We start from the raw sequence: 24757 nt of genomic DNA, 5'->3' as shown, positions 1-24757 counted from the left end.
ACAGTTCGACCGGCTGGCGGTAAATTCCCTAGCGCTATCCATCGGAGTGTCTGACAATGGCGCGGAGCCGCTCTCCCCTTCTGGTCGATCTCGGATCCCAACGGGCCAGTCTCGACGCTCATCTCGAGAGCGGCGACTTTTCGGACGCGAGTGACGTGGTCCGGGCCGGCCTGCGCGCCCTGGATCGGGAAGCGGCCGCACGCGACGCCGTGATGAAGGCGGCGATAGAGGAGGCTCTCGGAGACTCGCGTCCGTCTCTGCCCGCCAGGGATGTCTTCGAGCGCTTGCGCCGGAAACAGGATGTGCGGGACGAACGAACGGACCGCGATCCTGCCTGAGGTCCGCTTTCATCCGCTCGCCGAAGATCTCGACCGGATCGACGACTTTGTTGCCATCCGCAGTCCTTCCGGCGCGACGTCTGGCAGAAAGGCTTGAAGGCGCCATCGAAAGGCTCTCCCGGTTTCCGGAAAGCGGCAGACGACGGGACGATCTCGCTGCCGAAATCAGCACCATCGCCGTCGATCACACGCTCCTCATTGCCTACAGGGTCGATCCCGGTCACATCCTGATCCTGCGGATCTTCTATGCCGGCCGCGACTTCGAAGCCGATCTGCGCGATGACGAGCAGGACCAGTCCGACAGAGAATCGTGAGTGAATGACCGAGACCGATGCGCCCGCCCGCAGCTACAGCGTCCGCGATGTTGCACACACCGCCGCGCGCCCGGAGCCCGGCCTCTATCTCGTGGCGACGCCGATCGGCAATCTCGGCGACGTCACGTTGCGGGGACTGGAGATCATCGCCGGCGCCGACCGGCTCGCCTGCGAGGACACGCGCGTCACCGCCAAGCTCCTGCAGCGCTTCGCCATCAAGCGGCGGATGACGCCCTATCACGAGCACAATGCCGAGGAGTCCGGCGCGGCCCTCCTCGCCGATCTCGTCGCCGGCGGGTCGGTGGCGCTGGTCTCGGATGCCGGCACGCCGCTGGTCTCCGATCCCGGCTACCGGCTGGTGCAGCTGGCCCTCGAGGCCGGCATCAAGGTGGTGCCGATCCCCGGCGCCTCGGCGGTGCTGGCGGCGCTCTGCGCCTCGGGCCTGCCGTCGGACGCGTTCTTCTTCGCCGGCTTCCTGCCGCAGAAGGAACAGGCGCGCGCGGCGCGGCTGCAGGAACTGGCCCGGGTGCCGGGCTCGCTGGTGTTCTTCGAGGCGCCGCACCGGATCGCCGCGAGCCTCGCCGCCATGGCGACGGCGCTGGGGGACCGCCCGGCGGCCGTCTGCCGCGAACTGACCAAGGCCTACGAGACGGTCTATCGCGGCACGCTGCCCGAGCTGGCGGAGAGCTTCGCCGCGATGGAGCAGGTGCGCGGCGAGATCGTCGTCTGCATCGGCCCGCCCCCACAAGAGGCGACGGCCAGCGCGGCGGACACCGACGGCATCCTGTCCGGCCTGCTCGCCGAGATGAAGCCGACACAGGCCGCGCAGGAAGCCGCGCGCCTCACCGGCCTGCCGCGGCGCGAACTCTACCAGCGGGCGCTGGAGCTGAAGGACCGGAAATGACGGCGGCGCCCGGCACGAGCGAACGGCGGCGCCGGGATCTCGGCAAGGGCCATCGCGGCGAGCGCCTCGCCTGCTGGGCCCTGCGGCTGAAATTCTACCGCATCCTCGCCGTGCGCTACCGCACGAAACTTGGCGAGATCGACATCGTGGCGCGCCGCGGCGACCTCGTCGCCATCGTCGAGGTCAAGGCGCGGCCGAGCGTGGTCGCGGCGATGGACGCGGTCGGCCCGGCCGCGCAACGGCGGATCGAGGCGGCGGCGGATCTGTGGCTCGCACGCCAGAAAGACCATCACCGCCTGTCGCTGCGCTTCGACATCGTCGCGGTCCGGCCCTGGCGCTGGCCGGTGCATGTGCCGGGTGCCTGGGCGCCGCGGCATTTCTGAACGCGGCCGAGACCCGGCGCGGCAATATTGCCGCAATGGCGCCGCTCCAACCGTGAAGCACGCCGGGCGGATAGGCATCTGCTGCCGCACTGTTTATAGACCGGCGATGAAACCGACCGACCGACTGCGGAGCCCTCGCCCGGCGTGAAGAAATCCATCTCCCTGACGAAGCCCGACGAGCGCGGGCTGGTGGTCCGGCTGCTGAAGCGGATTATCGCCGAAAACGGCCGGCTGTTCCTCCGGCAGTATTCGGTGGCGATCGTCTGCCTGGTGCTCGTCGCCGGGACGACGGCCTTCCTCGCCTGGATCATGCGCGACGTCATCGACGAGATCTTCGTCAAGCAGAACCGCAGCGCCATCATCACCCTGCCCGTCGTGGTGTTCATCGCCTTCGCGGTCAGGGGCCTTGCGACCTACGGCCAGGGCGTGATCCTCGCGCGGATCGGCAACAACATCGTCGCGCGCTACCAGCGGCGGCTCTTCGCCCACCTTACCGAGCTGTCGGTGGACTTCTTCTCGGAGAACCGTTCGGCGCATCTCGCCGCCCGGATCAACCAGAACGTCTCCGGCATCCGCGACACGCTGAACCTCACCGTCACGACGCTGGCGCGCGACGTGCTCAGCCTGATCTTCCTGGTCTTCGTCATGATCTACCAGGACCCGGTCCTGTCGGCGATCGCGCTGCTCGCGGGCCCTCCGATCGCGCTGATGATCGCCGGGCTCGCCCGCAAGCTGCGCTCCGCCACCCGCCAGTCGATCGATCTCAATGCCCGCGTCCTCGCCTCTATGCAGGAGGCGGCGCAGGGGATTTCCGTGGTGAAGGCGTTCACCATGGAAAAGCCGCTGCGCGAGCGGATCGAGCGGCTGATCGTCGCCGCCGAGGAACGGTCCAACCGCATCGCCACCATCACCGAGCGCACCACGCCGGTGACCGAGATCGTCGCGGGTCTCGCGATCGCCGGGGTCATCGCCTATTCCGGCTACCGCGCCATCGTCTACGGCTATTCCCCCGGCTCGATGTTCGCCTTCATTACGGCGCTGCTCTTCGCCTACGACCCGGCGCGGCGGCTCGCCAAGCTGCAGGTGCAGCTCGAGCGGGCGCTGGTGAACGCCCAGATGATCTACGAAATCCTCGACCTCGAACCGCGCCAGCCGGACCGGCCCGACGCCCCGGAACTGGTCGTGTCAGGCGGCGAGGTCGTCTTCGAGAATGTCGGCTTCTCCTATTACGAGAACGAGCCGGTCCTGCGCGGGCTCGATTTCGTCGCCCCGGCCGGCAAGACCACGGCGGTGATCGGCGCGTCGGGCGGCGGCAAGTCCACCCTCGTCGCGCTGCTGCAGCGCTTCTACGATGTCGATGAGGGGCGCATCCTGATCGACGGCCAGGACATCAGCACCGTCGCCAAGCGGTCGCTGCGCGAGAAGATCGCCTATGTCCCGCAGGCGCCGTATCTCTTCGAGGGCACGATCCGCGACAATATCCGCCTCGGCCGGCCGGATGCGACCGACGCCGAGATCGAAGAGGCGGCGCGCCTCGCCCAGGCCGAGGAGTTCATCGTCACCCAGCCGAACGGCTACGACACGCCGCTCGGCGAGAACGGCGTGACCCTGTCCGGCGGGCAGCGCCAGCGCCTTTCCATCGCCCGCGCTCTGGTGCGCGACGCACCGATCCTGCTGCTCGACGAGGCCACTTCGGCGCTCGACACGCGGTCCGAGACGCTGGTGCAGATGGCGCTGGAGGAGGCTTCGCGCGATCGCACCGTGATCGTCGTTGCCCACCGGCTGTCGACCATCGTCGGCGCCGACCAGATCCTGGTGGTGGACGGCGGCCGGATCGTCGAGCGCGGCACGCATGGCGAGCTTGTCGATCGGCAGGAAGGCCACTATGCCCGCTTCTACGGTCTGCAGGGGCGCGAGGGGCGCGATCCGGCGCGGGCGCTGGCCGACACGGTCCGGCCCTGACGCGCAACGGCCGAACGAGGGAGGGAGGCCCGCGATGAGCGAGATGAGACTGGTCGTGCTCGGCGCGGCAGGACGCATGGGCCGCACGCTCGTCGAAATCATCGCGGCGACGCCCGGCGCGGTCCTCTGCGGCGCGCTCGACCGGCCGGACTCGCCCGCCATCGGTAAGGATGCCGGCACGCTGGCGGGTCTCACCCCGCTCGGCGTGATCGTCACCAGCGATGTCGACGCAGCGCTCGACGGGGCCGACGGCATCATCGACTTCACGGCGCCTTCCGCCTCGGTCGCCTTCGCCGCGATCGCCGCCGAAAGGCGCCTCGTCCACGTCATCGGCACTACCGGTCTCGGGCCTGACGAGGACGCCGCCATCGCCGAGGCAGCCGCCCGGGCCCGCATCGTCAAGTCCGGCAATATGAGCCTCGGCGTCAACCTCCTCGCCGGGCTCGTCGAGAAGGCCGCGCGTGCGCTCGGGCCCGAGGCCTTCGACATCGAGATCCTCGAGATGCACCATCGCCACAAGGTCGACGCGCCCTCCGGCACCGCGCTGCTGCTCGGCGAAGCCGCCGCCAAAGGCCGCGACGTCGGCCTCGCCGCGGCCAGCGTGCGCGTGCGCGACGGCCAGACCGGGCCGCGCGCCGAGGGCACGATCGGCTTTGCGACGCTGCGCGGCGGTTCGGTGGTCGGCGAGCACTCGGTGATCCTCGCCGGCGAGGGCGAACGGCTGGTGCTCAGCCACATCGCCACCGACCGCGCCATCTTCGCCCGCGGCGCCGTCCGCGCCGCCCTCTGGGCCAACGGCCAGGCGCCGGGCCTCTACGGCATGCGCGACGTGCTCGGCCTGATCGACTGACACACCTCTCCAGTTTCCGAACCCAACCACAAAGGTCCGCCGCGATGTCCCGAACCCTCGTCCTCGTCCGCCACGGCCAGAGCGAATGGAACCTGAAGAACCTCTTCACCGGCTGGAAGGACCCGGACCTTACGGAAAAGGGCGTCGAGGAGGCCAGGGACGCCGGCCGCAGCCTCAAGGCCGCCGGCCTCACCTTCGACCTCGCCTTTACCAGCGAGTTGTCACGCGCCCAGCGCACGCTGGCGCTGATGCTGGACGAGCTCGGCGCACCAAGCCTGCCGACGATCCGCAACATCGCCCTCAACGAGCGCGACTACGGCGACCTCTCCGGCCTCAACAAGGACGACGCCCGCAAGAAATGGGGCGAGGAGCAGGTGCATGTCTGGCGCCGTTCCTACGACGTGCCGCCGCCCGGCGGCGAGAGCCTGAAGGACACCGGCGCGCGCGTCTGGCCCTATTACATCCACGACATCCAGCCGAAGGTGCTGGGCGGCGGCACGGTGCTGGTGGTCGCGCACGGCAACTCGCTGCGTGCCCTCGTCATGGCACTGGACGGGCTCAGCGGCGAGGAGATCGTCGGCCAGGAGATCGCCACCGGCGTGCCGATCCTCTACCGGCTCAACGCCGATTCCAGCGTCGCCGAGAAGATCGTGATGGAGCGCTGATCGACGGGCCGGCGTTCCAGCGCCCGTCATTGAGCCGCACCGGCAGGGGTGTTAGGCACCCCAAGGGCGCCGGAAACAGCTGAGAGAATGCCATCATGACCGATCGAATCGTCCTTCGCACCGGCGAGGCCCTCGTCGCCGGCGGCCCTCCGGGCACCGCCGCCGAGCCGGAAGTCGTCATCGGCGAACTCGACGGCCCGGTCGGCACCGCCATTGCGACGCTGACCGGCGACCAGGTGAAGGGCCACAGCCGCGTCTTCGCGCTGCTCAACACCGACATCATGGTCCGCCCGGTGACGCTCTGCGTCTCCAAGGTCACCGTCGACGACCCGAAATACACCAATATCCTGATGGGCACGGTGCAATTCGCCATCGCCAACGGCGTGCTCGACGCGGTGCGGGAGGGCATCCTGCCGAAGGACCGGGTCAACGATCTCGGCATCGTCTGTTCGGTGTGGCTCGCGCCGAGCATCGTCGACGTCGTCGATCTCGACCACAAGGTGCTGTTCGACATCCACCGCAAGGCGATGACGACGGCGATCCGCAAGGCGATGACCAACGAGCCGTCGATCGACTGGCTGCTCGAGAACCAGGAAAAGATCGTCCACAAATACTACCAGATGGGTCTCGACGGGAAGATCTGAGACCCGCCAAGCCCGGCGCGCGCCGCTCAGGGGCGCGCCAGCAGCCCGCATTCCCAGCCGAGCATCGCCCGCTTGCGGGTGATGCCCCAGTGGTAGCCGGTGAGCGCGCCGGCCTTGCCGACGACGCGGTGGCAGGGCACGACGAAGGAGACCGGGTTGCGCCCGACTGCCGCGCCCACAGCCCTTGCCGCCTTCGGCGCGCCGATGCGGCTCGCGACCGCCGCATAGGTCGTCGCCTGGCCGACCGGGATGGTCAGCAGCGCCTCCCAGACGCGGATCTCGAAATCCGTGCCGATCAGCACGACCCGCAGCGGGCGCTCGCACTGCCAGCTTTCCGGCTCGAAGATCCGCTGCGCCAGCGGGCGCGTCGCCTCCGGTTTCGGCACGAACACCGCTTTCGGCCAGCGCCGGCGCATGTCGTCCAGCGCTGCCGCCTCGCCGCCGTCGCCCGGCTCGGCGAAGCCGATGCCGGCAAGGCCGCGCTCCGTCGCCACCACCAGCGAGAGGCCAAAGGGCGTCGGGTGGAAGCCGTAGGCGAGCACGATCCCCTCGCCGCGGGCCTTGTAGGCGCCGGGCGACAGCGCCTCGTGCTTGACGAAGAGGTCGTGCAGCCGCGACGGGCCGGAGAGCCCGACCTCCAGCGCCGCGTCGAGCAGCGAGGCGCCGTCGCCGAGCAGGCGCCGCGCATGATCCAGCGTCACCGCCTGCAGGAACGCCTTCGGCGTCAGGCCGGACCAGCGCCGGAAGACGCTTGCCAGCGCCGCCTCCTCCATGCCGAGCGCGGCAGAGATCTCGCCGAGGCTCGGCTGCTGGCGGTAGTGCGTCGAGATGAACTCGATGGTGCGGCGGACGACGTCGTAGTCGGACAGCGCGCCGCGGGGCGCCTCGGAAAGCAGCGCCGGCTCGAAGGCGGCGGGGGCGATGGACAGCATGGCGATCTCCTTCGTCCCCATCACTGCACCCCGGGCCGCCACCTCGCCACCCGTTTTCCGGCGCCGGGCGCGCTCAATTACCCTTGGCGGTCGTGAGCGCCCGGTTGAATTCGCGGGCAAAACTCTCGCGGTCGTCCGGGTTGAGGAAGCTGCCGATCTCGGTCGACGCACCCCTCGAATCGACGCTCATCCGCGTGATGCCGATCTCGTCGTGCCGGGCGACGCGAAAGCGCGCCCAGAACGGGTTGTGGTGCGCCTCGCGCACTTCGCCGCGCGGCGAGATCTTGCGGATCGACAGGTCGCTGCGCGACACGGTGACCTCCTCGCGCGCCTTGGCCGAGCGGTAGCTCGCCGTAAATGCCCACCAGACCAGCAGCACGTCGAGGCCGAGAAAGCCGAAGACCGGCCAGGCCCCCTTGGCGAGGAACATCGCGCCGGTGACGAAGCTGACCAGCCCGAAGCCGGCCATCAGGATATTGAAGCCGCGCCGTCCCAGCGAGCGATACGGCACCAGCAGCGCGGCGAAGATCGGCCGTTCCGCATCCTCGCGACTGTCGACAGTCTCGTTCATCGCGCGCCTCCCGGCCGGCAACGGGGAGTCCCGCGGCGGGCCCCGACGTCGATGTCCCCAGCGATCGAGGCCCCAAGGTGTTTCCCCGGCCGCCGGTCCCGCTGTATGGGACGGTCATGGCAGAGAAGATCGGTCGCCCCACCCTTTCGGTCAAGCGCGCTGGCGGCGGCACATCGTCCCGCCCGGGCGCCCGACCCGCCGCGCGAAGGCCGCGCATCCCCTACAGCCGGGACGAGATCGCGGAGATCTTCCGCCGCTTTTCCGTGCAGCGGCCCGACCCGCAGTCGGAGCTGGAATACACCAACCCCTTCACCCTTCTCGTCGCCGTGGTGCTCTCGGCGCAGGCGACCGATGCCGGCGTCAACAAGGCGACGCGGGCGCTGTTCGCCGCCGCCGATACGCCGGCGCAGATGGCGGCGCTCGGCGAGGATGCGATCCGCGAGCATATCCGCACGATCGGCCTGTTCCGCACCAAGGCGAAGAACGTTCAGGCCCTGTCCGAAGCGCTCATCGCCCGCCATGGCGGCGAGGTCCCGGCCGACCGCGCGGCGCTGGAGGCGCTGCCCGGCGTCGGCCGCAAGACTGCCAATGTCGTCCTCAACGTCGCCTTCGGCGAAGCGACCCTCGCCGTCGACACCCACATCTTCCGCCTCGGCAACCGCCTCAGGCTCGCCCCCGGCAAGACCCCCGAGGAAGTCGAGACCCGCCTCCTGGCCGTCATCCCGCCCCCCTATCGCCGCCACGCCCATCACTGGCTGATCCTGCACGGCCGCTATGTCTGCAAGGCCCGCAAGCCGGAATGCCCGGCCTGCGTCATCGCCGATCTCTGCAAGGCGGCGGAGAAGTGGTGCGACATCCCGGCGCCGCTGGTGGAGCTGGGCGTGGGGATGGCGGTGGCGCGGGATATCGCCGAAAGCTAATCGGTCGCTCCAGAATCGGCAACGATGAACCTGCTGCCCATACTGTCTCAAAGGCGCGGCGAGATGCGTACAACATCAAAGTATCGCGCTGGATAACATTGTATCGGATGTAGGCCTTTACCGCAACTTGGCATGCAGGCTGATTGCGTGCAACAACATAACTCGGAAACGGGAGGATCTGCAGTGAAGCTCATCGAGGCCCATGCGACAAACTATCGAAATATCATCGACGCCAACCCCATCGCAGTTGGTCAGACGACTTGCTTGGTTGGTAAGAACGAGGCTGGCAAATCTGCCTTCTTGAAGGCCTTAGAAGGATTACGGTCAACCGACCCCACCTTCATCCAATACGGGAAAATCACCAATTATCCGCGCCGCAGCCTGGCTGAATACGATAGCGACAACCCAGACGGAGAGGCACGGGTGATGCGCACGGTCTGGCAACTGGAGCCGAAGGACCGCGAAGCGGTGGCGGCCGTGCTTGGTTCGGACGCGCTGACGGGAGATACGATTGTCGTCCAGAAGAGCTACGAGCAGGCAAATAGCACTTGGACGCTTTCGCTGAACCAAAAGCAGGTATTGGAAAATCTGATTGCGGCGTATGAGCTGACCGCCGAGGATCGTGCCGTTATCGGGGATGCTTACACTACGCAAAAGGCGGCTGAGGCGCTCGCAAGCCTCGGGACCCGAACTACTGCCCAGCAGACGCTACTCGACGCGATCACTAAATTTCGAAGTAAGTCCGCCTATTATCAGGCGATCGACCTGCTTGACGCCCGAATGCCCAAGTTCATGTATTTCTCGCACTATGATCGGATGAGCGGCGAGCTATCGATTAACAAACTCGACACCGACCGACAAAATTCAAAGGAGACGTCGAGCGGGGATCGGGTTTTCCTCGATTTCCTCGAATACGCCGGAACCACGCTGGACGACCTAGTAAAGACCACCCAGTTCGAGGAGTTGAACGCCAAGTGCGAAGCGGCAGCGCTTCGTATCACCGATCAGATATTCGACTACTGGACACAGAACGACGAACTTAAGATCAAGGTCGTTCTCTCAGAGGGCAAGCCGGGCGATCCGGCGCCGTTCAACAGCGGACCGGTGGCTAGGGCACGCGTAGAGAACAGTCTCCACGGGGTTACAGTGCCTTTTTCGGAGCGTTCCGCAGGATTCATCTGGTTCTTTTCGTTCCTCGTAAAATTTGCTCAAATCAAGAAGTCGCACGGGAATGTAATATTGCTACTGGACGAGCCTGGCCTTACACTTCATGGGACTGCTCAACTAGATCTTCTGCGTTATTTTTATAGGGAAATCGCACCCCACCACCAACTAATTTGGTCTACGCACTCGCCTTTCATGGTTCCAGCGGATGATCTTGCGTCCGTCCGCACAGTTGAAGATGTCGTGACCTCAGATCAACGCGGCCGGAAAAAGTCTATTGGGACGAAGATACGTGCAGACGTGTTGACAACAGACCCGCAGACCAACTTTCCAATTTTCGGCGCGATGGGGTTTGAAGTCACTCAGACGCTCATTATTGGAAAGAATACACTTTTGGTTGAGGGCCCGAGCGACATCCTTTATCTGCAGGCCGTGTCGTCTGCACTCAAGGCAGCAGGCCGTACCCACCTGTCGCCGCAGTGGGCGATATGTCCATCAGGTGGCATCGACAAGGTTCTTCCGTTTGTCCGTCTCTTTTACGGCAACAAGCTCAACACGGTTGTCCTCACAGACTTCGAGCGTGGCCAAAAGAAGAAACTAGAAGACCTTCACAGGGCCGCGCTACTGGACTCTGAGCGAATTATTCTAGCGACTGAGATCGCTGGGAAGGACGAGGCGGACATTGAGGACTTCTTCGAGCCTGCGCTTTTCGTGGATCTCGTCAACAAGACATATAGCCTAAAGGATGGACACGAACTCACAGTTGAGAAGCTCAATGCTGCAGACCCCAGTACTGGACGCCTCGTGAAAAAGGCTGAGGCCTATTTCCGTATCCTTCCCGCCGAAATTCCGGAGTTCAGCCACTTCGATCCGTCCATGTATCTGCTGCAACATCCGCGATCCTTAACGGCAAAGGAAAGGGAGTTAAAGACACACTGGCACGTTTTGAGAAGGCCTTTGAACGCATCGCTGAATTCATTTGACCTAAATAAAAGGCAGCTGCGAAAGTGGGCTGTCAGCAGGGTTTAAACTGCAGATATCCGAAAGAGTCAGCTTTACTGTGCCGGACGCGATGGTTGCGGTGCATCCTCGATCCCGCAGCCCGGCAGTTGCGGCAGGTGGTTCTTCAACGACACGTCAAGGTACGCACGGGGTGATCAAGTCGGCAGACCATCATCGTGTTGTAACCCCGCCCCCCCACCTTCCGCCCCCACCGCTTCACCTGCTATGCCCCGGCGATGATCGCCCCCGCCCCCCGCAGCGCCGTCTACGGCGCGCCGCCCGTTGATCTCGTCGAGGTGCCCGAGGGCGCCGTGCAGCTGTCGCCGCTGCGGCCCGGCGCCGAGGCGCTGGAGGCGCTGCCGGATGCCGCGCTGGAGGACATCGTCGTCGCCGCGCCGCCCGGCTCGATCGAGCGGCGCTTCGTGCTGGCGCAGGCGCTGCGGGCGCTCGTCCCCGGCGGCGCGCTGACGGTGCTGGCGGCCAACGACAAAGGCGGCCAGCGCCTACGCGGCGAGCTCGAAGCCTTCGGCTGCACCGTCGCCGAGCGATCCAAGGCCCGCCAGCGCATCTGCACCGTCGCTCGGCCGGACACGCCGACGGGGCTCGACGCGGCGATCGCGGAAGGCGGGCCGATCATGGTCGAGGGGCTCGTCTCGCAGCCGGGCATCTTCTCGTGGAACCGGGTGGATCCCGGAACGTCGCTGCTGCTCGCCCATCTGCCGAAGCTGGCGGGCCGCGGCGCCGATCTCGGCGCCGGGCTCGGCATCATCGCCAAGGCGGTGCTCGCCGCCCCGACTGTGAAGGAATTGACGCTGGTCGAGATCGACCGCCGCGCCGTGGAAGCGGCAAAGGCGAATGTCGCCGACGCGCGGGCGCAGTTCCTCTGGGCCGACGCCCGCGAGACGGCGCTATCCGATCTCGACTTCGTCGTCTCCAATCCGCCCTTCCACGCCGAGGGGATCGAGGATCGCGGCCTCGGCCAGGCCTTCATCACGGCCGCCGCCCGGATGCTGCGCCGCTCCGGCACGCTGCATCTCGTCGCCAACCGCCACATGCCCTACGAGGCGGTGCTGCGGGCGAAGTTCAAGAGCGTGAAGACGGTGGTGGACGTCTCCGGCTACAAGATCTTCGAGGCTTACAAGTGAAGGTTGCGACCGGCCGGCTCGACCGGCTGCTGGCCAACATGGGCTATGCCTCGCGCCGCGAGATCCAGGCGCTGGCGAAGAACGGCCACATCCGCCTCGACGGCGCCCCGATCACGGCTGCCGACAAGCGCATCGCGCTCACGCCCGACCTCGAGACGCGGCTGGTGGTCGACGGCGAGGCGCTCGACCCGCTGCCGGGCTTCGCCCTGATGCTGAACAAGCCGCTCGGCGTCACCTGCTCTCGCAAGGAGGCGGGGCCGCTGGTCTACGACCTCCTGCCCGAGCGCTGGCGGCGGCGCGACCCGGCCATCTCGACGGTCGGCCGGCTCGACAAGGAGACCTCCGGCTTGCTTTTGATGACCGACGACGGCGCGCTCCTGCACCGGATCATCTCGCCGAAGCGGCATGTGGCCAAACGCTACCGCGTCGGGCTCGCCCGGCCGATGACCGGCGGCGAGGCCGAAATGTTTTCCGCCGGCACGCTGATGCTGGACGGCGAGGACAAGCCCCTCGCCCCGGCGGAACTGACGGTCGTCGGCCCTCAGGAAGCGCTGTTGGAAGTCCACGAGGGCCGCTACCACCAGGTCCGCCGGATGTTCGCCGCCGCCGGCAACCATGTCGAGACGCTGCACCGCGAATCCGTCGGCGGCCTCGCTCTGCCGGCCGACCTCGCGCCCGGCGCGATCCGGCGCCTCGGCGAAGCCGACCTCGCCGCGATCTTCGCGGGCGGCGGCGCCTGATCGCCGAGAACGGCTAGGCGTCCACCCTAAGACGACGGCAATTCGCGAGCCCTACGTGGCTACGGCGCGCAGACGATGACGCCCTGCGCCGCCAGCGCAGCGATTTCCGCGTCGCTGTAGCCGCTCGAGGCGAGGATTTCGCGCGTGTGCTGGCCGAGTTCCGGTGCCGCCCGCGTGACCGCGCAGGGCGTCTTGTCCAGCTTCACCGGGAAGCCCACCATGCGGATCGTGCCGTGTCCCGGCTGCTCGACGTCGATCGCCATCTCCTGGGCGACCACCTGCGGGTCGGCGAAGACTTCCGCAAGGTTCTGTACCCGCCCGCAGGGAACGCCCGCCGAATTCAGCCGGGCGATCCATTCGGCCTGGGAGACGCTCCGCATGCGCTCGTTGATCAGCGCGTTCAGCTGGTGGCGGAGCGCGAAGCGCTTCTCGTTGGTGTCGTAGTGCGGCCCCGCCATCAGCTCTTCCAGGCCGATCGTCGTCAGGAACCGGCGCAGGATCACGTCGTTGCTCGGCGCGACCGCGACCTCGCCGTCCAGGGCCTTGTAGAGGCCGTAGGGGGCGACCAGCGGATGATCGTTGCCGGTGCGCTCCGGCAGCCGGCCGGTGGCGAAATACTCCGAGGCGAGAAACGCCATCATGCTGATCGACCCGTTGACCATCGCCGATTCGACGTGCTGGCCGGCGCCGTTCAGGTCGCGGGCCCGCAGCGCGTTGACGATGCCGAAGGCGCCGTAAAGGCCGGCGATGAGGTCGGTGATCGGCTGGCCCGAGCGCATCGGCTCCTGGTCGGCCGGACCGTTGACGCTCATCAGCCCGCTCATCGCCTGGGCGATGAAGTCGAAGGCCGGCCGGTCGACATAGGGGCCGACCGAGCCGTAGCCGTTGATGTTGCAGCTGACGAGCCGCGGATTGATCGCCGCCAGCCGCTCGGGGCCGAAGCCCATCTTCGCCAGGATCCCGGGGCGGAAATTCTCCACCAGCACGTCGGCCGAGGCGATCAGCCGCTCCAGCACCGCCTTGCCCTCGGCGCTGTAGAGGTCCAGCGCGACGGACTGCTTGTTGCGGTTGAAGGCGGCGAAGTACCAGCTGAAGCCGTCGCGGACCGTGCCCTGCTCGCGGATCGGATCGCCGCGGTCGGATTCGATCTTGATCACCTCGGCGCCCATGTCGCCAAGCAGCATGGTGCAGAACGGCCCGGACAGGACCCGGGTCAGGTCGACGACCCTGATCCCGTCGAGCGGACGCCTTGCCTCGGTGGCGCTGTTCCCGCTCATCCGCAGGCGGTGGCGACGGCGTTCATGTCATGCAGCTCCAGCCGCGGGCCGGCCTTCATCACCTGCCCGGCCAGGCGCCTTCCAATCGCCGCTTCGGCCCGGCGCGAGACGGCGATCAGCCGCTGCAGGTCGACGCCGCTCTCGATGCCGCATTCGTCCAGCATGTAGACGAGATCCTCGGTGCAGATATTGCCGGTGGCGCCGGGCGCGAAGGGGCAGCCGCCGAGCCCGCCGACGCTCGACTCGAAGCGCGTGACGCCCTCCTGCAGCCCGGCATAGGCGCAGACCAGCCCGACGCCGCGCGTGTTGTGGAAATGCAGCGCGATGTCGGCCTCGGGAACGCGCTCGCGCAGCGCCCGGACCCGTTCCTGGACGAGCGGCGGCGTCGCCATGCCGGTCGTGTCGCCGAGCGAGATGCTGGTGATGCCGAAATCGGCGTAGGCCCGGGCGATGTCCACGACCCCGCCCACCGGGACGTTGCCCTCGAACGGGCAGCCGAAGGCGGTGGCGATGGCGCCGAACACGGGGATGTCTGCGTCGGCGGCGATGCGCACGATATCGCGCACGCCGTCCAGCGATTCCCGGACCGAGCGGTTGACGTTCTTGGCGTTGTGGCTCTCGGACGCCGAGAGGAAGACGACCATGGCGTCGATGCCGGCGCTTGCGGCGCGCTCGGCGCCCTTGGCGTTCGGCACCAGCGCGGTGAGCACGGCGCCCATCGACCGGTCGATCCCGGCCAGCACCTCGGCCGCATCGCGCAGTTGCGGCACCGCCCGCGGCGACACGAAGGAAGTGACTTCGAGATGGCGGAGGCCGGCGTCGATCAGGCCGTTGACGAGATCGATCTTGGTCGCGGTAGGGATCCACTCCGCCTCGGCCTGGAGCCCGTCGCGCGGGCCGACCTCGACGAGGCTGACCCGCGAGGGGAGCGGCGCCGGGCGCATGTCGCGCACTGCCTGGGTCTGGTCCATGGGTCCGTTCATCGCCGCTACCTTGCTCTGGTCTACCGCGTTGGTATACCGTCGCCGCATCTTCGGGCAATGGCTTTCGAAGAGTGGGAGGGACATGCAGCAGGCACGGGTCGCGGAATCCTCGAAAGGCAGCGTCAGCGACCGCCTGCTCGCCCGGATGCGCGGCGACATTCTCTCGCTCGCGCTGATTCCCGGACGCGTCATCTCGGAGCGCGACCTCGAGGCGATCTACGGCGCGTCGCGCACGCCGGTTCGCCAGGCGCTGCTGCAGCTGGCCAACGAGGGCTTGGTCATCCGCGCCGGGCGCGGCTACGCTGTCGCGTCGATCGACCCGCAGGAACTCGTGGAGACCTTCGAATACCGGGAGATCGTCGAGGCGGCGGCGGTGCGCCTCGCCTGCGAGCGCGCCAGCGAGGTCGATCTCGACGCGATCCAGGCGACGATCGACCGCGGCCTCAGCGACCCGTCGCCGGAGACCTGGTTCGAGATCGGCGCCGACGTGCATGTGATGATCGCCAGCCTGTCGGGGAACGGCTTCCTGCGCGACGCCGTGCAGGACATCGTGATCCGCATCGCCCGGGCGCGCTGGCTTCTGGTCAGCACGGAAGCGGGCCAGAAGGAGGCGCATCGCGAGCACAGCGAGATCGTATCCCTCATCCGCACGAGGCAGGCGGACGAGGCGGAAGAGGCCATACGACGACACGGGAGGAACGTGCGCGACCAGATCATGCGAGCCGTCGGCGAAGGTCGGCGGCAGCTGGGAGCGCAGGGGATCGTCGTCAAAGGGAGCCTGAACAGTCGCTGATCCGCGCCATGCCGGCCGGATCGGGAGCAACGCCCGCAAGGCGTTGGCAACAAGGGAGGAAACAAGAATGAAAAGATTGACGGGGACGACCCTCAGGATCGCCGGGGCCATGGCGATCGTCGTGGGCCTCTCGGGCATTCAGGCGAAGGCGGCGGAATGCATCGCGCCGGCCGATCCGGGCGGCGGCTGGGACTTCACCTGCCGCACCGTCGGCAAGCTGCTGCTCGACCTCGATCTGGTCGACGCGCCGGTGCAGGTGACCAACATGCCGGGCGGGGTCGGCGCCGTCGCCTATGCCCACGTCATCGCCGACCGCGCGGACCAGGAAGACCTCCTCGTCGCCGCCAGCACCGTCGGCGTGACGCAGATCGCCCAGGGCAAGTATCCGGCCGATACCGACGTCATGCGCTGGGTCGGCATGCTCGCCACCGATGTGGGCGTCATCGCCGTCGCCAAGGACAGCCCGATCCAGACGCTGGATCAGCTGCTGGCCGAGATGAAGGAGAACCCCGGCTCGATCGCCGCCGCGGGCTCGTCCGGCGTCGGCGGCTGGGACCATATCCGCCTGCTCATGCTGGCGCGCGAGGCCGGCATGGACGCCGAGGCGCAGCGGAACCTGCGCTGGGTGCAGTTCGACGGCGGCGGCCCGGCCGTCACCCAGATGATGGGCGGCCATGTCGGCCTCGTCTCCACCGATCTCGGCGAGATCGCCGGCTTCGTGGAATCGGGCGACATCAGGCTGCTCGCAGTACTGTCCGACGAGCGCGTCCCGGCGTTTCCCGACGCACCCACGGCGATCGAGCAGGGTCTCGACGTGACCGGCCTCAACTGGCGCGGCTTCTATACGGGCGGCGACGTCTCCGACGAGGCCTACACGGGCTGGGTCGAGACGATGCAGAAGCTCTACGAGAGCCCGGAATGGGAAACGACCGCGACGGCCAGCGGCCTGATCCCGGTCTGGCGCGGCGGCGAGGAGTTCGAAGCCTACGTCACCGAGCAGGCCGAAGAGATGCGGGCGATTTCCCGGGACATCGGGGTCATCCAGTGAGCGACCGGATCGCGGGCATCGTCATTCTTTGCCTGTCGATCTGGTACGGCTACACGGCGGGGAGCTACCAGGCGGGTTTCACCGACCCGCTTGGCCCCGCCGCGTTCCCGCAGATGCTGTCCGTTCCGGCGGCGCTGTTCAGCCTCTTCCTGATCTTTCGCCCCGACCCGAAGCCCGACTGGGTGACCGGCATCCCGGCCCTCAGGCAAATCGCGGCCGTCGCGCTGCTGATCGGCTACGCCCTGTTCCTCGATGAGCTCGGCTTCATCCTGGCGACGATCGTCGCGGTGACGGTACTGGCCCGCCTGCTCGGCGCCGGTTGGCTGAAGTCGTTCGTTTCGGCGGGCGCGACGAGCATCCTGCTGTTCGCCGTATTCGACCTGGTGCTCGGGCTGCCGTTGCGCGTCGTCCCAGGGATTCTCAGCTAGGGCTTCCGACATGGACATGGACATCCTGGGCGGCCTCGCCTCCGGCTTTGCCGTCGCGCTGACGCCGACCAATCTCGCCCTTGCCTTCCTCGGCTGCTTCGTCGGCACGATCATCGGCGCACTGCCGGGCATCGGGCCGGTGAACGGCGTGGCGATCCTGATCCCGCTCGCCTTCTCCTTCCAGCTCGACCCGGCATCGGCCCTGATCCTGCTGTCCTGCGTCTATTACGGCTGCATGTATGGCGGGCGCATCTCCTCCATCATGCTGAACATCCCGGGCGACGAGCCGGCGATCATGACGACGCTCGACGGCTACCCGATGGCAAGGCAGGGCAAGGCGACCGAGGCGCTGGCGATCTCGGCGGTCGCCTCCTTTGTCGGTGCGACGCTGGCGACGGTCGGCCTGACGCTGTTCTCGCCGCTGCTGGCGAGGGCCGCCATCCATTTCGGGCCGAGCGACTATTTCGCACTCTACGTCATGGCCTTCGCGACGATCGGCGGCGTCACCGGCGCCAATCCGTGCAAGACGCTCCTGGCGGCGTTTCTCGGCCTGATGCTCGCGACCGTCGGCCTCGACCCGGCAAGCGGTACCGCCCGCTACACCTTCGGCTCGTTCAACCTCTATGACGGCTTCGACCCGATCGTGGCGATCGTCGGCCTCTTCGCGATCAGCGAAGTCCTGATCTTCCTGGAGACGTCCCACAAGTCGAGCCAGGGCATGCCGCCGCTGGGGCGGATGTTCGCCGGCCTGAAGGACGTGCGCCGGAGCTTCGGCGCCATGCTGCGAGGGTCCGGGCTCGGCTTCGTCGCCGGCATCCTGCCCGGCGCCGGCGCCTCGCTCGGCGCCTTCCTGGCCTATGTCTTCGAGCGCCGCCTGAGCAATCGAAACGGTACGTTCGGCAAGGGCGACCCGCGCGGCGTCGCCGCGCCCGAGGCCGGCAACAATGCCGCGGCCGGCGGGGCGCTGATCCCGATGCTGACGCTCGGCATCCCCGGCAGCGGCACCACGGCGGTGATGCTCGCCCTCCTGATCTCGCTGAACATCACCCCGGGACCGCTGCTCTTCGAGCGCCAGCCGGAAATGGTGTGGGGGCTGATCGCCTCGCTCTATATCGCCAATGTCGTGCTGCTGGTGCTGAACCTGCCGCTGGTCGGCCTGTTCACCCGGATGCTCAGCCTGCCGGCCTACGTCCTGATGCCTTTCGTGGTGATGGTGAGCTTTCTCGGCATCTACTCGATCAGCAACTCGACCTTCGATCTCCTGGTGATGATCGGCTTCGGCCTGCTCGGCTTCGTCATGCGCAAGCTCGACATCTCGCTCGTGCCGCTGGTCCTCGGCCTCCTGCTCGGGGCCGACATGGAGAACAACCTGCGCCGCGCGCTGTCGATCTCGAACGGCGATTTCGGCATCCTGTTCGAAAGCCCCATCGCGCTCGTGATCTACGCGATCACCGCGGTCGCCCTGCTGGTCGCGTTCGGCTTCGCCTACACCGGACGCCGGATCGCACCGCCGACAGCAGACAATGAAGCATCCGCCGAAAGCTGACCGCCGCGGCCCCGGGCCCGAGCGCTGCGGCCGCGGGGGCCGCTGATCCAGGGCCCCTCACTCGGCGGCCGCCAGGCGGGTGCCTTCGATGATCTGGCTGATCTCGCTGCGGCAGGAGCCGCAATTGGTGCCGGCGCGCAGATCTTCGCCGATCAGCGCGACGCTGTGGCGGCCGCGGGCGACCGCGGCGGCGATCTGGTTGATCCCGACATTGAAGCAGGAGCAGACGATGCGGCCTCGGGCCGGCATCGGCGACGGCGAGCGGCCGGACAGGAGCGCCATGCGGTCGGCCGGGCCGAGCGGCGCGCGCGACCCGAGCAGCGAAACCAGCCAGTCGCGCGGCGGCAGTTGCCCCGGCGGTGCCACGAGCAGCGCCTCGGCGAGCGCCCCGTCGGCATCCACCGCGGCGGCACGATAGGCAAGGCCGCGCCTGTCGGTGTACTCGACCAGCTGTTCGCGAGAGAAGCCGTTCAGAAACTGCCGCGACAGCAGGATTCCCTGGCCGCCGGTTTCCGTGCCGCAGAGCTCGTAGACCCAGCCGCCTTCGACCTTGCATCGGCTCCAGTGGACGAAGCCGGTGGGGCGCAGGTCGCGCCGGGTCATCAGGACGCCGGTCCAGGCGACGGGCTCGCGAACGATGCGCACCGGCACGTTCTTCAGCTCCGGCTGGCCCGAAAACGGATCGGTCGTCGGCGTCGCCAGGGATCCGGCCCCGGCATTGGCGGCGAACTGGCCGCTCCAGTGCATCGGCAGGAACGCGCTGCCGGGCTTCTGGCGGGCCGAGATGCTGACCTTGGCACGCACGAAGCCGTATCGGCTCGACACATGCGCGAGGTCGCCATCGGCCAGTCCCTCGCGCCGAGCGTCCTGCGGCGCGATCTCCAGCGTCGGCTCCGGCGTATTGGCCATCAGCCGCGGGACCCTGCCGGTCCGCGTCATCGTGTGCCACTGGTCGCGCGAGCGTCCGGTGTTCAGCGCGATGGGGCGCTGGCCGTCCACGGCGAGCGCGACACCCTCCTGGCGCACCGCGACGAAACGCGCGCGCCCGTCGGCGGTCGGAAAGCGCCCGTCCCCGAGCAGACGACCGGCCCCTTCGCCCGGCTGCTGCGGCCAGAAGGCCGGCTCGAAGCGCTCGTAGCCGGCGTCGTCCAGACCAGCGAGGGCACCGATATCGAACAGCCGTTCGCCGTCATTCTCGTAGGCGGAGAGCGCCGCGTGTTCGCGGAAGATGGCGGCCGGTCCTTCAAAGGCAAAGGCATCCGCGTAGCCCATGCGCCGCGCCACGTCGCAGATGATGCGCCAGTCGGCGCGTGCGCTGCCCGCCGGCTGCAGGAAGGCGCGCTGGCGCGACAGGCGGCGCTCCGAATTGGTGACGGTTCCGCTCTTCTCGCCCCATGCGGCCGCCGGCAGCAGGACGTCGGCATGGAGCGTGGTGTCGGTGCGGGTCACGTCCGAGACGACGACGAATTCGCAGGCCTTCAGGGCGGCGCGCACGCGGCCGGCATCCGGCATCGAGACGGCGGGGTTGGTCCCCATGATCCACAACGCCTTGACGCGGCCGTCGCCGGCGGCCCGGAACATGTCGACGGCCTTGAGCCCGGCATGCCGCGCGATGCCGGCCGCGTTCCAGAAGCGCCCGACACGGTCCACGTCGGCGGGCTGCTCGAAGCCCATATGCGCCGCCAGCTGGTTGGCGAGCCCGCCGACCTCCCTTCCGCCCATGGCGTTGGGCTGCCCGGTCACCGAAAACGGACCCATGCCGGGCCGCCCGATGCGGCCTGTCGCCAGATGGCAGTTGATGATGGCATTGACCTTGTCGGTGCCGTGGGCGGACTGGTTGACGCCCTGGCTGTAGACCGTGACGCTCCGCTCGGTCGCGGCGAACAGCTCGTAGAAGAGCCGCACATCCGCTTCGGCCAGGCCGCAGCCCGCCGCGACATCCGCCGGCGAGGATGCTTCGGCGCTGGCCGCCGCGACGGCTTCGGCAAAGCCGCTCGTGGCGCTGGCAACGAAATCGCGGTCGAGCGCTCGGCCCTCAGCGATATGGGCCAGCAGACCGTTGAAGAGCAGCACGTCGGTGCCCGGCTCGATCGCCAGATGCAGGTCGCATTCGTCCGCCGTCGCGGTCCGCCGCGGGTCGACCACAACGATCCGCGTGCCGCGTTCCTCGCGGGCCGCCAGCAGCCGCTGATAGAGCACCGGATGGCACCAGGCCGCATTGGAACCGGTCAGGACGACGAGGTCGGCCTCCTCCAGATCGGCATAGATCCCCGGCACGATGTCCTCGCCGAAGGCGCGCCGGTGGCCTGCCACGGACGAAGCCATGCAGAGCCGCGAATTGGTGTCGATATTGCCGGAGCCGATGAAGCCCTTCATCAGCTTGTTGGCGACATAGTAGTCCTCGGTCAGCAACTGGCCGGAAACGTAGAACGCGACCGAATCCGGCCCGTGGCGGTCGATCGTCTCGCGAAAGCGCCTGGCGACCACGTCGAGCGCCGCGTTCCACGATGCAGCGCGGCCGCCGATCTCGGGTGCGAGCAGCCGGCCGTCGTGTCCCGTCGTCTCGCCCAGTGCCGCGCCCTTGGAGCACAGCCTGCCGAAATTCGCCGGGTGATCCGGATCGCCGCGGACGGTCACCTCGCCGTCCGCGGCGACGCGCGCCAGCACGCCGCAACCCACCCCGCAATAGGGGCAGGTCGTCCTCGCCTCGGCCGCCGGCGTTGCCGGGATCCCCGTCATTCCGCCGCCATCAGGGCATGCTCGAGGCCGAGCGAGATGCGCCGTCCGACCAGCCGGACGGGGATGGTCCGGACCGCACCCTCGTCCGCGCCCTGCGCCTTGCCGGTCTCGAGCGAGAACACCCAGTTGTGCAACGGACAGGTCACCGAGGCGCCGTGGACGATCCCCGCGCTGAGCGGGCCGCCACGGTGCGGGCAGTGGTCGTCGATCGCGTAGACCCTGTCGTCGGCGGTCCGGAACACGCCGATGCGACCCTGAGGCGTGGCGACGCAGCGCGCGCCCCGGACAGGGATGTCGTCGATCGTGCCGATGTCGTGCCATAGAGTAGTGGTCATTCCGGAACCCCCACGAGATCGGCGGGTGCCCCGCCACGCTTGACCTGATTACGGAAATTCCGCAGCATGTCCGGGTGAGTAGCCAACGCTACGATGTCAGGAAAGACGCCGCGAACCGGGCGAAACACGGATGCTCGCTCGCGTTTGGCGACAGGATTTTCGACGATCCCGCCCACCTGATCATTCCCTCCATCCGTCCGCAGGACGGCGAGGAGCGGTACAAGGTGATCGGCATGGTCGAGGGCAGGCTTCACACCGCCGTCTTCGTCTGGAGAGACGGCAGTCCGCGTTTCATTTCGGTGAGGAGGAGCAACAGTGGCGAAGAAAAGGCCTATCGTCCTCAGAGCTGATCCCGGCGATGCCGAGGATTTCGACGTCGGGCCCGATGCCATGGAGCGTGCCGTCAAGTCGCGCATCGTGCGCATGGCGCGAACCGGATTGGGCCTCAGCCAGGAAGAGTTCGCGCGCCGTTTTAAGGTGCCGGTCGGCACGCTGCGGGACTGGGAACAGGCGCGCGTGACGCCACCGGATTTCGCGGTGGCGTATGCGCGCGTCATCGCCGCCATGCCGGAAAAGGTCGCGGAGATCGTGGACGTGGCTTGAGACCTCATTCCGCGGCCTCCGCGCGAGGGATCGCCGCCATCGGCTGGAACTCATGCTTGTCCTTGCCCGAGACACGCTCCGACCACGGGTCGACCTGGGCGAATTTCTGGCTGAACACGAAGCGATCGTAATAGGCCCTGCGACGCTCCCGATCATCGAGGACCTGCCGCCGGATCTCGTCGGTGCCGACGCGCCGGGCCCATTTGTAGATGCGCTCGAGATAGCGGCCCTGCTCGCGATACATCTGCGTAAGCGCGACGATCACCTCCAGCGCCTCGTCCTCGCTCTTCACCAGGCCGAGCACTTCGGTACCCTTGATGTCGAGGCCGGCGGCCCCGGCGAAGTGGATCTCGAAGCCACTGTCGACGCAGATCACCCCGACGTCCTTGCAGGTGGCCTCGGCGCAGTTCCGGGGGCAGCCCGACACGCCCATCTTCAGCTTGGCCGGCGTCCAAGAGCCCCACATGAACTTCTCGATGCGGATGCCGAGGCCGGTGGAATCCTGCGTCCCGAAGCGGCACCAGTCCGTGCCGACGCAGGTCTTCACCGTGCGCAGGCCCTTGGCGTAGGCCTGTCCGGAGACGAAGCCGGCCTTGCCGAGATCGGCCCAGACGGCCGGCAGGTCCTCCTTGCGGATGCCGAGCATGTCGATGCGCTGGCCGCCGGTGACCTTGACCGCCGGGATGGCGAACTTGTCGACCACGTCGGCGATGGCCCGCAGTTCCTTCGACGACGTCATGCCGCCCCACATGCGGGGCACGACCGAATAGGTGCCGTCCCGCTGGATGTTGGCGTGCACGCGCTCGTTGACGAAGCGCGACTGGTAGTCGTCGGCGTACTGGTCCGGCCAGTCGGCCACGAGATAGTAGTTGAGCGCCGGGCGGCACTTGGCGCAGCCGCAGGAGGTCTTCCACTCCAGCTCCTGCATGACCGCGGGAATGGTCTTGAGATGCTTGGCCTTGATCAGGCGGCGGACGTCGTCATGGCCGAGCTCGGTGCAGCCGCAGATCGGCTGGATCGCCCCCGGATTGTAGCTGTCGCCCAGCGTCAGCGTCATCAGCTTCTCGACGAGCCCGGTACAGGTGCCGCACGAAGCCGACGCCTTGGTATGGGCCCGGACGCCGTCGAGCGAGTTCAGCCCCTTCGACGCGATGGCCGACACGATGGTGCCTTTGCAGACGCCGTTGCAGCCGCAGATTTCCGCATCATCCGCCAGTGCCGCAACGGCCGCCAAAGGGTCCGCGGAGGCGCCCCCCTGGAAGGCCTGCCCGAAGATCAGCGTGTCGCGCAGCCCGGATATGTCGGTCTGCTGCTTCTGCATGTCCGCGAACCAGGCGCCATCGGACGTCTCGCCGAACAGCACCGTCCCGATGATGCGATCTTCCTTGAGCACCACGCGTTTGTAGATGCCGGCGGATGCATCGCGCAGGACGATTTCCTCCCGATCGTCGCCGTCCGCGAAGTCGCCGACGGAGTAGAGGTCGATGCCGGTCACCTTCAGCTTGGTGGGCGTGTCGACATGCGCGAAGCTCTCGCCCGCCCCGCCGAGCAGCGTCGAGGCGGCGACCTTGGCCATCCGGTAGAGCGGCGCGACGAGACCGTAGACGTGGCCGCCCACCTCCGCGCATTCGCCGAGGGAGAGGATGTCCGGGTCGGATGTGCGCATCCGATCGTCGACGACGATTCCGCGGTTCACCGCCAGGCCGGCCTCTGCCGCCAGCGTGGCGCTCGGCCGGATGCCGACGGCCATGACGACCAGGGAGGCGGAAATCACGGTACCGTCGTCGAGTTCCACCCCCTCGACCCTGCCGCTTCCGACGATCTGCCTGGTGTTCGCCTTGGTCACGACCTTGATGCCGCGATCCTCCACCGCCTTCTGCAAGAGGTATCCGGCGGCTGGGTCGAGCTGGCGCTCCATCAGCGTCGGCATGACGTGCAGCACCGTCACGTCCATGCCGCGATCCTTCAGCCCGGCGGCCGCTTCGAGCCCCAGCAGCCCGCCGCCGATCACCACCGCGCTCTGGCGTGACTGCGCCGCCAGCAGCATGGCGTTGACGTCGTCGAGGTCGCGATAGGTCAGGACGCCGGGCAGGTCCTTGCCCGGTACCGGGATGATGAAGGGAACCGATCCGGTCGCGATGACGAGCTTGTCGTAGGGCTCCGTGACGCCATGGTCCGACGTCACCGTCCGGGCGTCGCGATCGATCGCGACGATGCGGTGGCCCTTGTAGAGCGTGATGGCGTTCTCGACGTACCAGCCGTCGCCATGGATCACGATCTCCTCGAAGCTCTTCTCGCCCGACAGGACCGGCGACAGCATGATGCGGTCGTAGTTCACGCGCGGCTCGGCATTGAAGATCGTGATGTCGTAGCGGTCCGGCGCCGCCTCCAGCAGGTGCTCGAGCATCCTGCCGGGCGCCATGCCGTTACCGATGATGACGAGTTTCTGGGTCATTCCCGTTCTCCCCCGA

Annotated in this window: 25 protein-coding genes; 18 read left to right on the top strand and 7 right to left on the bottom strand. The window is 67.7% G+C overall.

Features of this window, described 5'->3' with window-relative positions; genetic code table 11:
* Positions 1-56: 56 nt before the first annotated feature.
* From GGR03_RS22570 to GGR03_RS22535, 8 genes are all read left to right on the top strand, one after another.
* Entirely contained in the window at positions 57-338 is a 282-nt protein-coding gene (locus GGR03_RS22570) for a ribbon-helix-helix domain-containing protein (RefSeq protein WP_183211026.1), read from the top strand.
* A gap of 50 nt (positions 339-388) precedes the next feature.
* The gene (locus tag GGR03_RS22565; RefSeq protein ID WP_183211025.1) at positions 389-652 is read left to right on the top strand and encodes a type II toxin-antitoxin system RelE/ParE family toxin; all 264 of its coding nucleotides are present in this window, start codon (positions 389-391) and stop codon (positions 650-652) included.
* 4 nt (positions 653-656) lie between these two features.
* Positions 657-1556 (top strand): 16S rRNA (cytidine(1402)-2'-O)-methyltransferase, encoded by a 900-nt coding sequence (gene rsmI, locus GGR03_RS22560; protein WP_183211024.1) that lies wholly within the window; start codon positions 657-659, stop codon positions 1554-1556.
* Positions 1553-1939 (top strand): YraN family protein, encoded by a 387-nt coding sequence (locus tag GGR03_RS22555; RefSeq protein WP_183211023.1) that lies wholly within the window; start codon positions 1553-1555, stop codon positions 1937-1939. Before rsmI ends, GGR03_RS22555 begins: the two co-directional genes overlap by 4 nt.
* 144 nt (positions 1940-2083) lie before the next feature.
* Entirely contained in the window at positions 2084-3901 is a 1818-nt protein-coding gene (locus GGR03_RS22550; RefSeq protein ID WP_183211022.1) for an ABC transporter ATP-binding protein, read from the top strand.
* Positions 3902-3935: 34 nt separating this feature from the next.
* On the top strand, positions 3936-4751 hold the full coding sequence (gene dapB, locus GGR03_RS22545) for a 4-hydroxy-tetrahydrodipicolinate reductase (protein WP_183211021.1): 816 nt from the start codon (positions 3936-3938) through the stop codon (positions 4749-4751).
* A 44-nt stretch (positions 4752-4795) separates the two neighbouring features.
* Positions 4796-5416, top strand: coding sequence for a 2,3-bisphosphoglycerate-dependent phosphoglycerate mutase (locus GGR03_RS22540; RefSeq protein ID WP_183211020.1), 621 nt, complete (start codon positions 4796-4798; stop codon positions 5414-5416).
* 95 nt (positions 5417-5511) lie between these two features.
* Positions 5512-6060 (top strand): formaldehyde-activating enzyme, encoded by a 549-nt coding sequence (locus tag GGR03_RS22535; RefSeq protein ID WP_183211019.1) that lies wholly within the window; start codon positions 5512-5514, stop codon positions 6058-6060.
* A 26-nt stretch (positions 6061-6086) separates the two neighbouring features.
* Here GGR03_RS22535 and GGR03_RS22530 read toward each other — a convergent pair whose 3' ends face one another.
* Both GGR03_RS22530 and GGR03_RS22525 read right to left on the bottom strand, forming a co-directional pair.
* The gene (locus GGR03_RS22530) at positions 6087-6992 is read right to left on the bottom strand and encodes a bifunctional helix-turn-helix domain-containing protein/methylated-DNA--[protein]-cysteine S-methyltransferase (RefSeq protein ID WP_183211018.1); all 906 of its coding nucleotides are present in this window, start codon (positions 6990-6992) and stop codon (positions 6087-6089) included.
* Positions 6993-7065: 73 nt separating this feature from the next.
* Positions 7066-7563 carry a DUF2244 domain-containing protein gene (locus tag GGR03_RS22525; protein ID WP_183211017.1) on the bottom strand — a complete coding sequence of 166 codons (498 nt, stop codon included), beginning with the start codon at positions 7561-7563 and terminating at the stop codon, positions 7066-7068.
* Positions 7564-7679: 116 nt separating this feature from the next.
* On the opposite strand from GGR03_RS22525, the gene nth reads away from it, so the two are divergent.
* The 4 genes from nth to GGR03_RS22505 all read left to right on the top strand — a co-directional run bounded on the left by nth (position 7680) and on the right by GGR03_RS22505 (position 12534).
* Positions 7680-8483, top strand: coding sequence for an endonuclease III (nth, locus tag GGR03_RS22520; RefSeq protein ID WP_183211016.1), 804 nt, complete (start codon positions 7680-7682; stop codon positions 8481-8483).
* Between the two features lie 183 nt (positions 8484-8666).
* The gene (locus GGR03_RS22515) at positions 8667-10676 is read left to right on the top strand and encodes an AAA family ATPase (RefSeq protein WP_183211015.1); all 2010 of its coding nucleotides are present in this window, start codon (positions 8667-8669) and stop codon (positions 10674-10676) included.
* Between the two features lie 209 nt (positions 10677-10885).
* The gene (locus GGR03_RS22510; protein WP_183211014.1) at positions 10886-11794 is read left to right on the top strand and encodes a class I SAM-dependent methyltransferase; all 909 of its coding nucleotides are present in this window, start codon (positions 10886-10888) and stop codon (positions 11792-11794) included.
* Complete coding sequence (locus GGR03_RS22505) at positions 11791-12534, top strand: pseudouridine synthase (protein ID WP_343058955.1); 744 nt, start codon at positions 11791-11793, stop codon at positions 12532-12534. The genes GGR03_RS22510 and GGR03_RS22505 overlap by 4 nt, the downstream gene beginning before the upstream one ends.
* Positions 12535-12593: 59 nt before the next feature.
* Here GGR03_RS22505 and GGR03_RS22500 read toward each other — a convergent pair whose 3' ends face one another.
* On the bottom strand, positions 12594-13811 hold the full coding sequence (locus GGR03_RS22500; protein ID WP_183211013.1) for a CaiB/BaiF CoA transferase family protein: 1218 nt from the start codon (positions 13809-13811) through the stop codon (positions 12594-12596).
* Positions 13808-14782 (bottom strand): hydroxymethylglutaryl-CoA lyase, encoded by a 975-nt coding sequence (locus GGR03_RS22495; protein WP_246368402.1) that lies wholly within the window; start codon positions 14780-14782, stop codon positions 13808-13810. The genes GGR03_RS22500 and GGR03_RS22495 overlap by 4 nt, the downstream gene beginning before the upstream one ends.
* A gap of 94 nt (positions 14783-14876) precedes the next feature.
* On the opposite strand from GGR03_RS22495, the gene GGR03_RS22490 reads away from it, so the two are divergent.
* The 4 genes from GGR03_RS22490 to GGR03_RS22475 all read left to right on the top strand — a co-directional run bounded on the left by GGR03_RS22490 (position 14877) and on the right by GGR03_RS22475 (position 18609).
* Positions 14877-15587: a GntR family transcriptional regulator gene (locus GGR03_RS22490; RefSeq protein ID WP_183211012.1), complete on the top strand. Its 711-nt coding sequence runs from the start codon at positions 14877-14879 to the stop codon at positions 15585-15587.
* A 67-nt stretch (positions 15588-15654) separates the two neighbouring features.
* Positions 15655-16635 (top strand): Bug family tripartite tricarboxylate transporter substrate binding protein, encoded by a 981-nt coding sequence (locus tag GGR03_RS22485; protein ID WP_183211011.1) that lies wholly within the window; start codon positions 15655-15657, stop codon positions 16633-16635.
* Positions 16632-17063, top strand: a complete 432-nt coding sequence (locus GGR03_RS22480) for a tripartite tricarboxylate transporter TctB family protein (protein WP_183211010.1) — start codon at positions 16632-16634, stop codon at positions 17061-17063. The genes GGR03_RS22485 and GGR03_RS22480 overlap by 4 nt, the downstream gene beginning before the upstream one ends.
* 16 nt (positions 17064-17079) lie before the next feature.
* Positions 17080-18609 carry a tripartite tricarboxylate transporter permease gene (locus GGR03_RS22475; RefSeq protein WP_183211111.1) on the top strand — a complete coding sequence of 510 codons (1530 nt, stop codon included), beginning with the start codon at positions 17080-17082 and terminating at the stop codon, positions 18607-18609.
* A gap of 57 nt (positions 18610-18666) precedes the next feature.
* On the opposite strand, the gene GGR03_RS22470 is transcribed toward GGR03_RS22475, so the two are convergent.
* Together GGR03_RS22470 and nirD are read right to left on the bottom strand one after the other, a co-directional pair.
* Positions 18667-21348 (bottom strand): nitrate reductase, encoded by a 2682-nt coding sequence (locus GGR03_RS22470; RefSeq protein WP_183211009.1) that lies wholly within the window; start codon positions 21346-21348, stop codon positions 18667-18669.
* Positions 21345-21683, bottom strand: coding sequence for a nitrite reductase small subunit NirD (gene nirD / locus GGR03_RS22465; protein WP_183211008.1), 339 nt, complete (start codon positions 21681-21683; stop codon positions 21345-21347). The genes GGR03_RS22470 and nirD overlap by 4 nt, the downstream gene beginning before the upstream one ends.
* Before the next feature lie 74 nt (positions 21684-21757).
* On the opposite strand from nirD, the gene GGR03_RS22460 reads away from it, so the two are divergent.
* Both GGR03_RS22460 and GGR03_RS22455 read left to right on the top strand, forming a co-directional pair.
* The gene (locus GGR03_RS22460) at positions 21758-22033 is read left to right on the top strand and encodes a BrnT family toxin (protein ID WP_183211007.1); all 276 of its coding nucleotides are present in this window, start codon (positions 21758-21760) and stop codon (positions 22031-22033) included.
* Positions 21999-22286 (top strand): helix-turn-helix domain-containing protein, encoded by a 288-nt coding sequence (locus GGR03_RS22455; RefSeq protein WP_252920326.1) that lies wholly within the window; start codon positions 21999-22001, stop codon positions 22284-22286. The genes GGR03_RS22460 and GGR03_RS22455 overlap by 35 nt, the downstream gene beginning before the upstream one ends.
* 4 nt (positions 22287-22290) lie before the next feature.
* Here GGR03_RS22455 and nirB read toward each other — a convergent pair whose 3' ends face one another.
* Entirely contained in the window at positions 22291-24741 is a 2451-nt protein-coding gene (nirB, locus tag GGR03_RS22450; RefSeq protein ID WP_183211006.1) for a nitrite reductase large subunit NirB, read from the bottom strand.
* Positions 24742-24757: the final 16 nt, after the last annotated feature.

Source organism: Aurantimonas endophytica (assembly GCF_014196845.1).
GTDB lineage: Bacteria > Pseudomonadota > Alphaproteobacteria > Rhizobiales > Rhizobiaceae > Aurantimonas > Aurantimonas endophytica.
Note: the sequence above shows the minus strand (reverse complement) of the source record. Positions and strands in the feature narration are given on the sequence as shown.

Excerpts from the sequence above, each read along its gene's own strand:
- GGR03_RS22570 (WP_183211026.1), top strand. The coding sequence starts at position 57 with ATGGCGCGGAGCCGCTCTCCCCTTCTGGTCGATCTCGGATCCCAACGG.
- rsmI (WP_183211024.1), top strand. The coding sequence starts at position 657 with ATGACCGAGACCGATGCGCCCGCCCGCAGCTACAGCGTCCGCGATGTT.
- GGR03_RS22555 (WP_183211023.1), top strand. The coding sequence starts at position 1,553 with ATGACGGCGGCGCCCGGCACGAGCGAACGGCGGCGCCGGGATCTCGGC.
- dapB (WP_183211021.1), top strand. The coding sequence starts at position 3,936 with ATGAGCGAGATGAGACTGGTCGTGCTCGGCGCGGCAGGACGCATGGGC.
- GGR03_RS22540 (WP_183211020.1), top strand. The coding sequence starts at position 4,796 with ATGTCCCGAACCCTCGTCCTCGTCCGCCACGGCCAGAGCGAATGGAAC.
- GGR03_RS22535 (WP_183211019.1), top strand. The coding sequence starts at position 5,512 with ATGACCGATCGAATCGTCCTTCGCACCGGCGAGGCCCTCGTCGCCGGC.
- GGR03_RS22530 (WP_183211018.1), bottom strand. The coding sequence starts at position 6,992 with ATGCTGTCCATCGCCCCCGCCGCCTTCGAGCCGGCGCTGCTTTCCGAG.
- GGR03_RS22525 (WP_183211017.1), bottom strand. The coding sequence starts at position 7,563 with ATGAACGAGACTGTCGACAGTCGCGAGGATGCGGAACGGCCGATCTTC.
- nth (WP_183211016.1), top strand. The coding sequence starts at position 7,680 with ATGGCAGAGAAGATCGGTCGCCCCACCCTTTCGGTCAAGCGCGCTGGC.
- GGR03_RS22510 (WP_183211014.1), top strand. The coding sequence starts at position 10,886 with ATGATCGCCCCCGCCCCCCGCAGCGCCGTCTACGGCGCGCCGCCCGTT.
- GGR03_RS22500 (WP_183211013.1), bottom strand. The coding sequence starts at position 13,811 with ATGAGCGGGAACAGCGCCACCGAGGCAAGGCGTCCGCTCGACGGGATC.
- GGR03_RS22495 (WP_246368402.1), bottom strand. The coding sequence starts at position 14,782 with ATGGACCAGACCCAGGCAGTGCGCGACATGCGCCCGGCGCCGCTCCCC.
- GGR03_RS22490 (WP_183211012.1), top strand. The coding sequence starts at position 14,877 with ATGCAGCAGGCACGGGTCGCGGAATCCTCGAAAGGCAGCGTCAGCGAC.
- GGR03_RS22485 (WP_183211011.1), top strand. The coding sequence starts at position 15,655 with ATGAAAAGATTGACGGGGACGACCCTCAGGATCGCCGGGGCCATGGCG.
- GGR03_RS22475 (WP_183211111.1), top strand. The coding sequence starts at position 17,080 with ATGGACATCCTGGGCGGCCTCGCCTCCGGCTTTGCCGTCGCGCTGACG.
- GGR03_RS22470 (WP_183211009.1), bottom strand. The coding sequence starts at position 21,348 with ATGACGGGGATCCCGGCAACGCCGGCGGCCGAGGCGAGGACGACCTGC.
- nirD (WP_183211008.1), bottom strand. The coding sequence starts at position 21,683 with ATGACCACTACTCTATGGCACGACATCGGCACGATCGACGACATCCCT.
- nirB (WP_183211006.1), bottom strand. The coding sequence starts at position 24,741 with ATGACCCAGAAACTCGTCATCATCGGTAACGGCATGGCGCCCGGCAGG.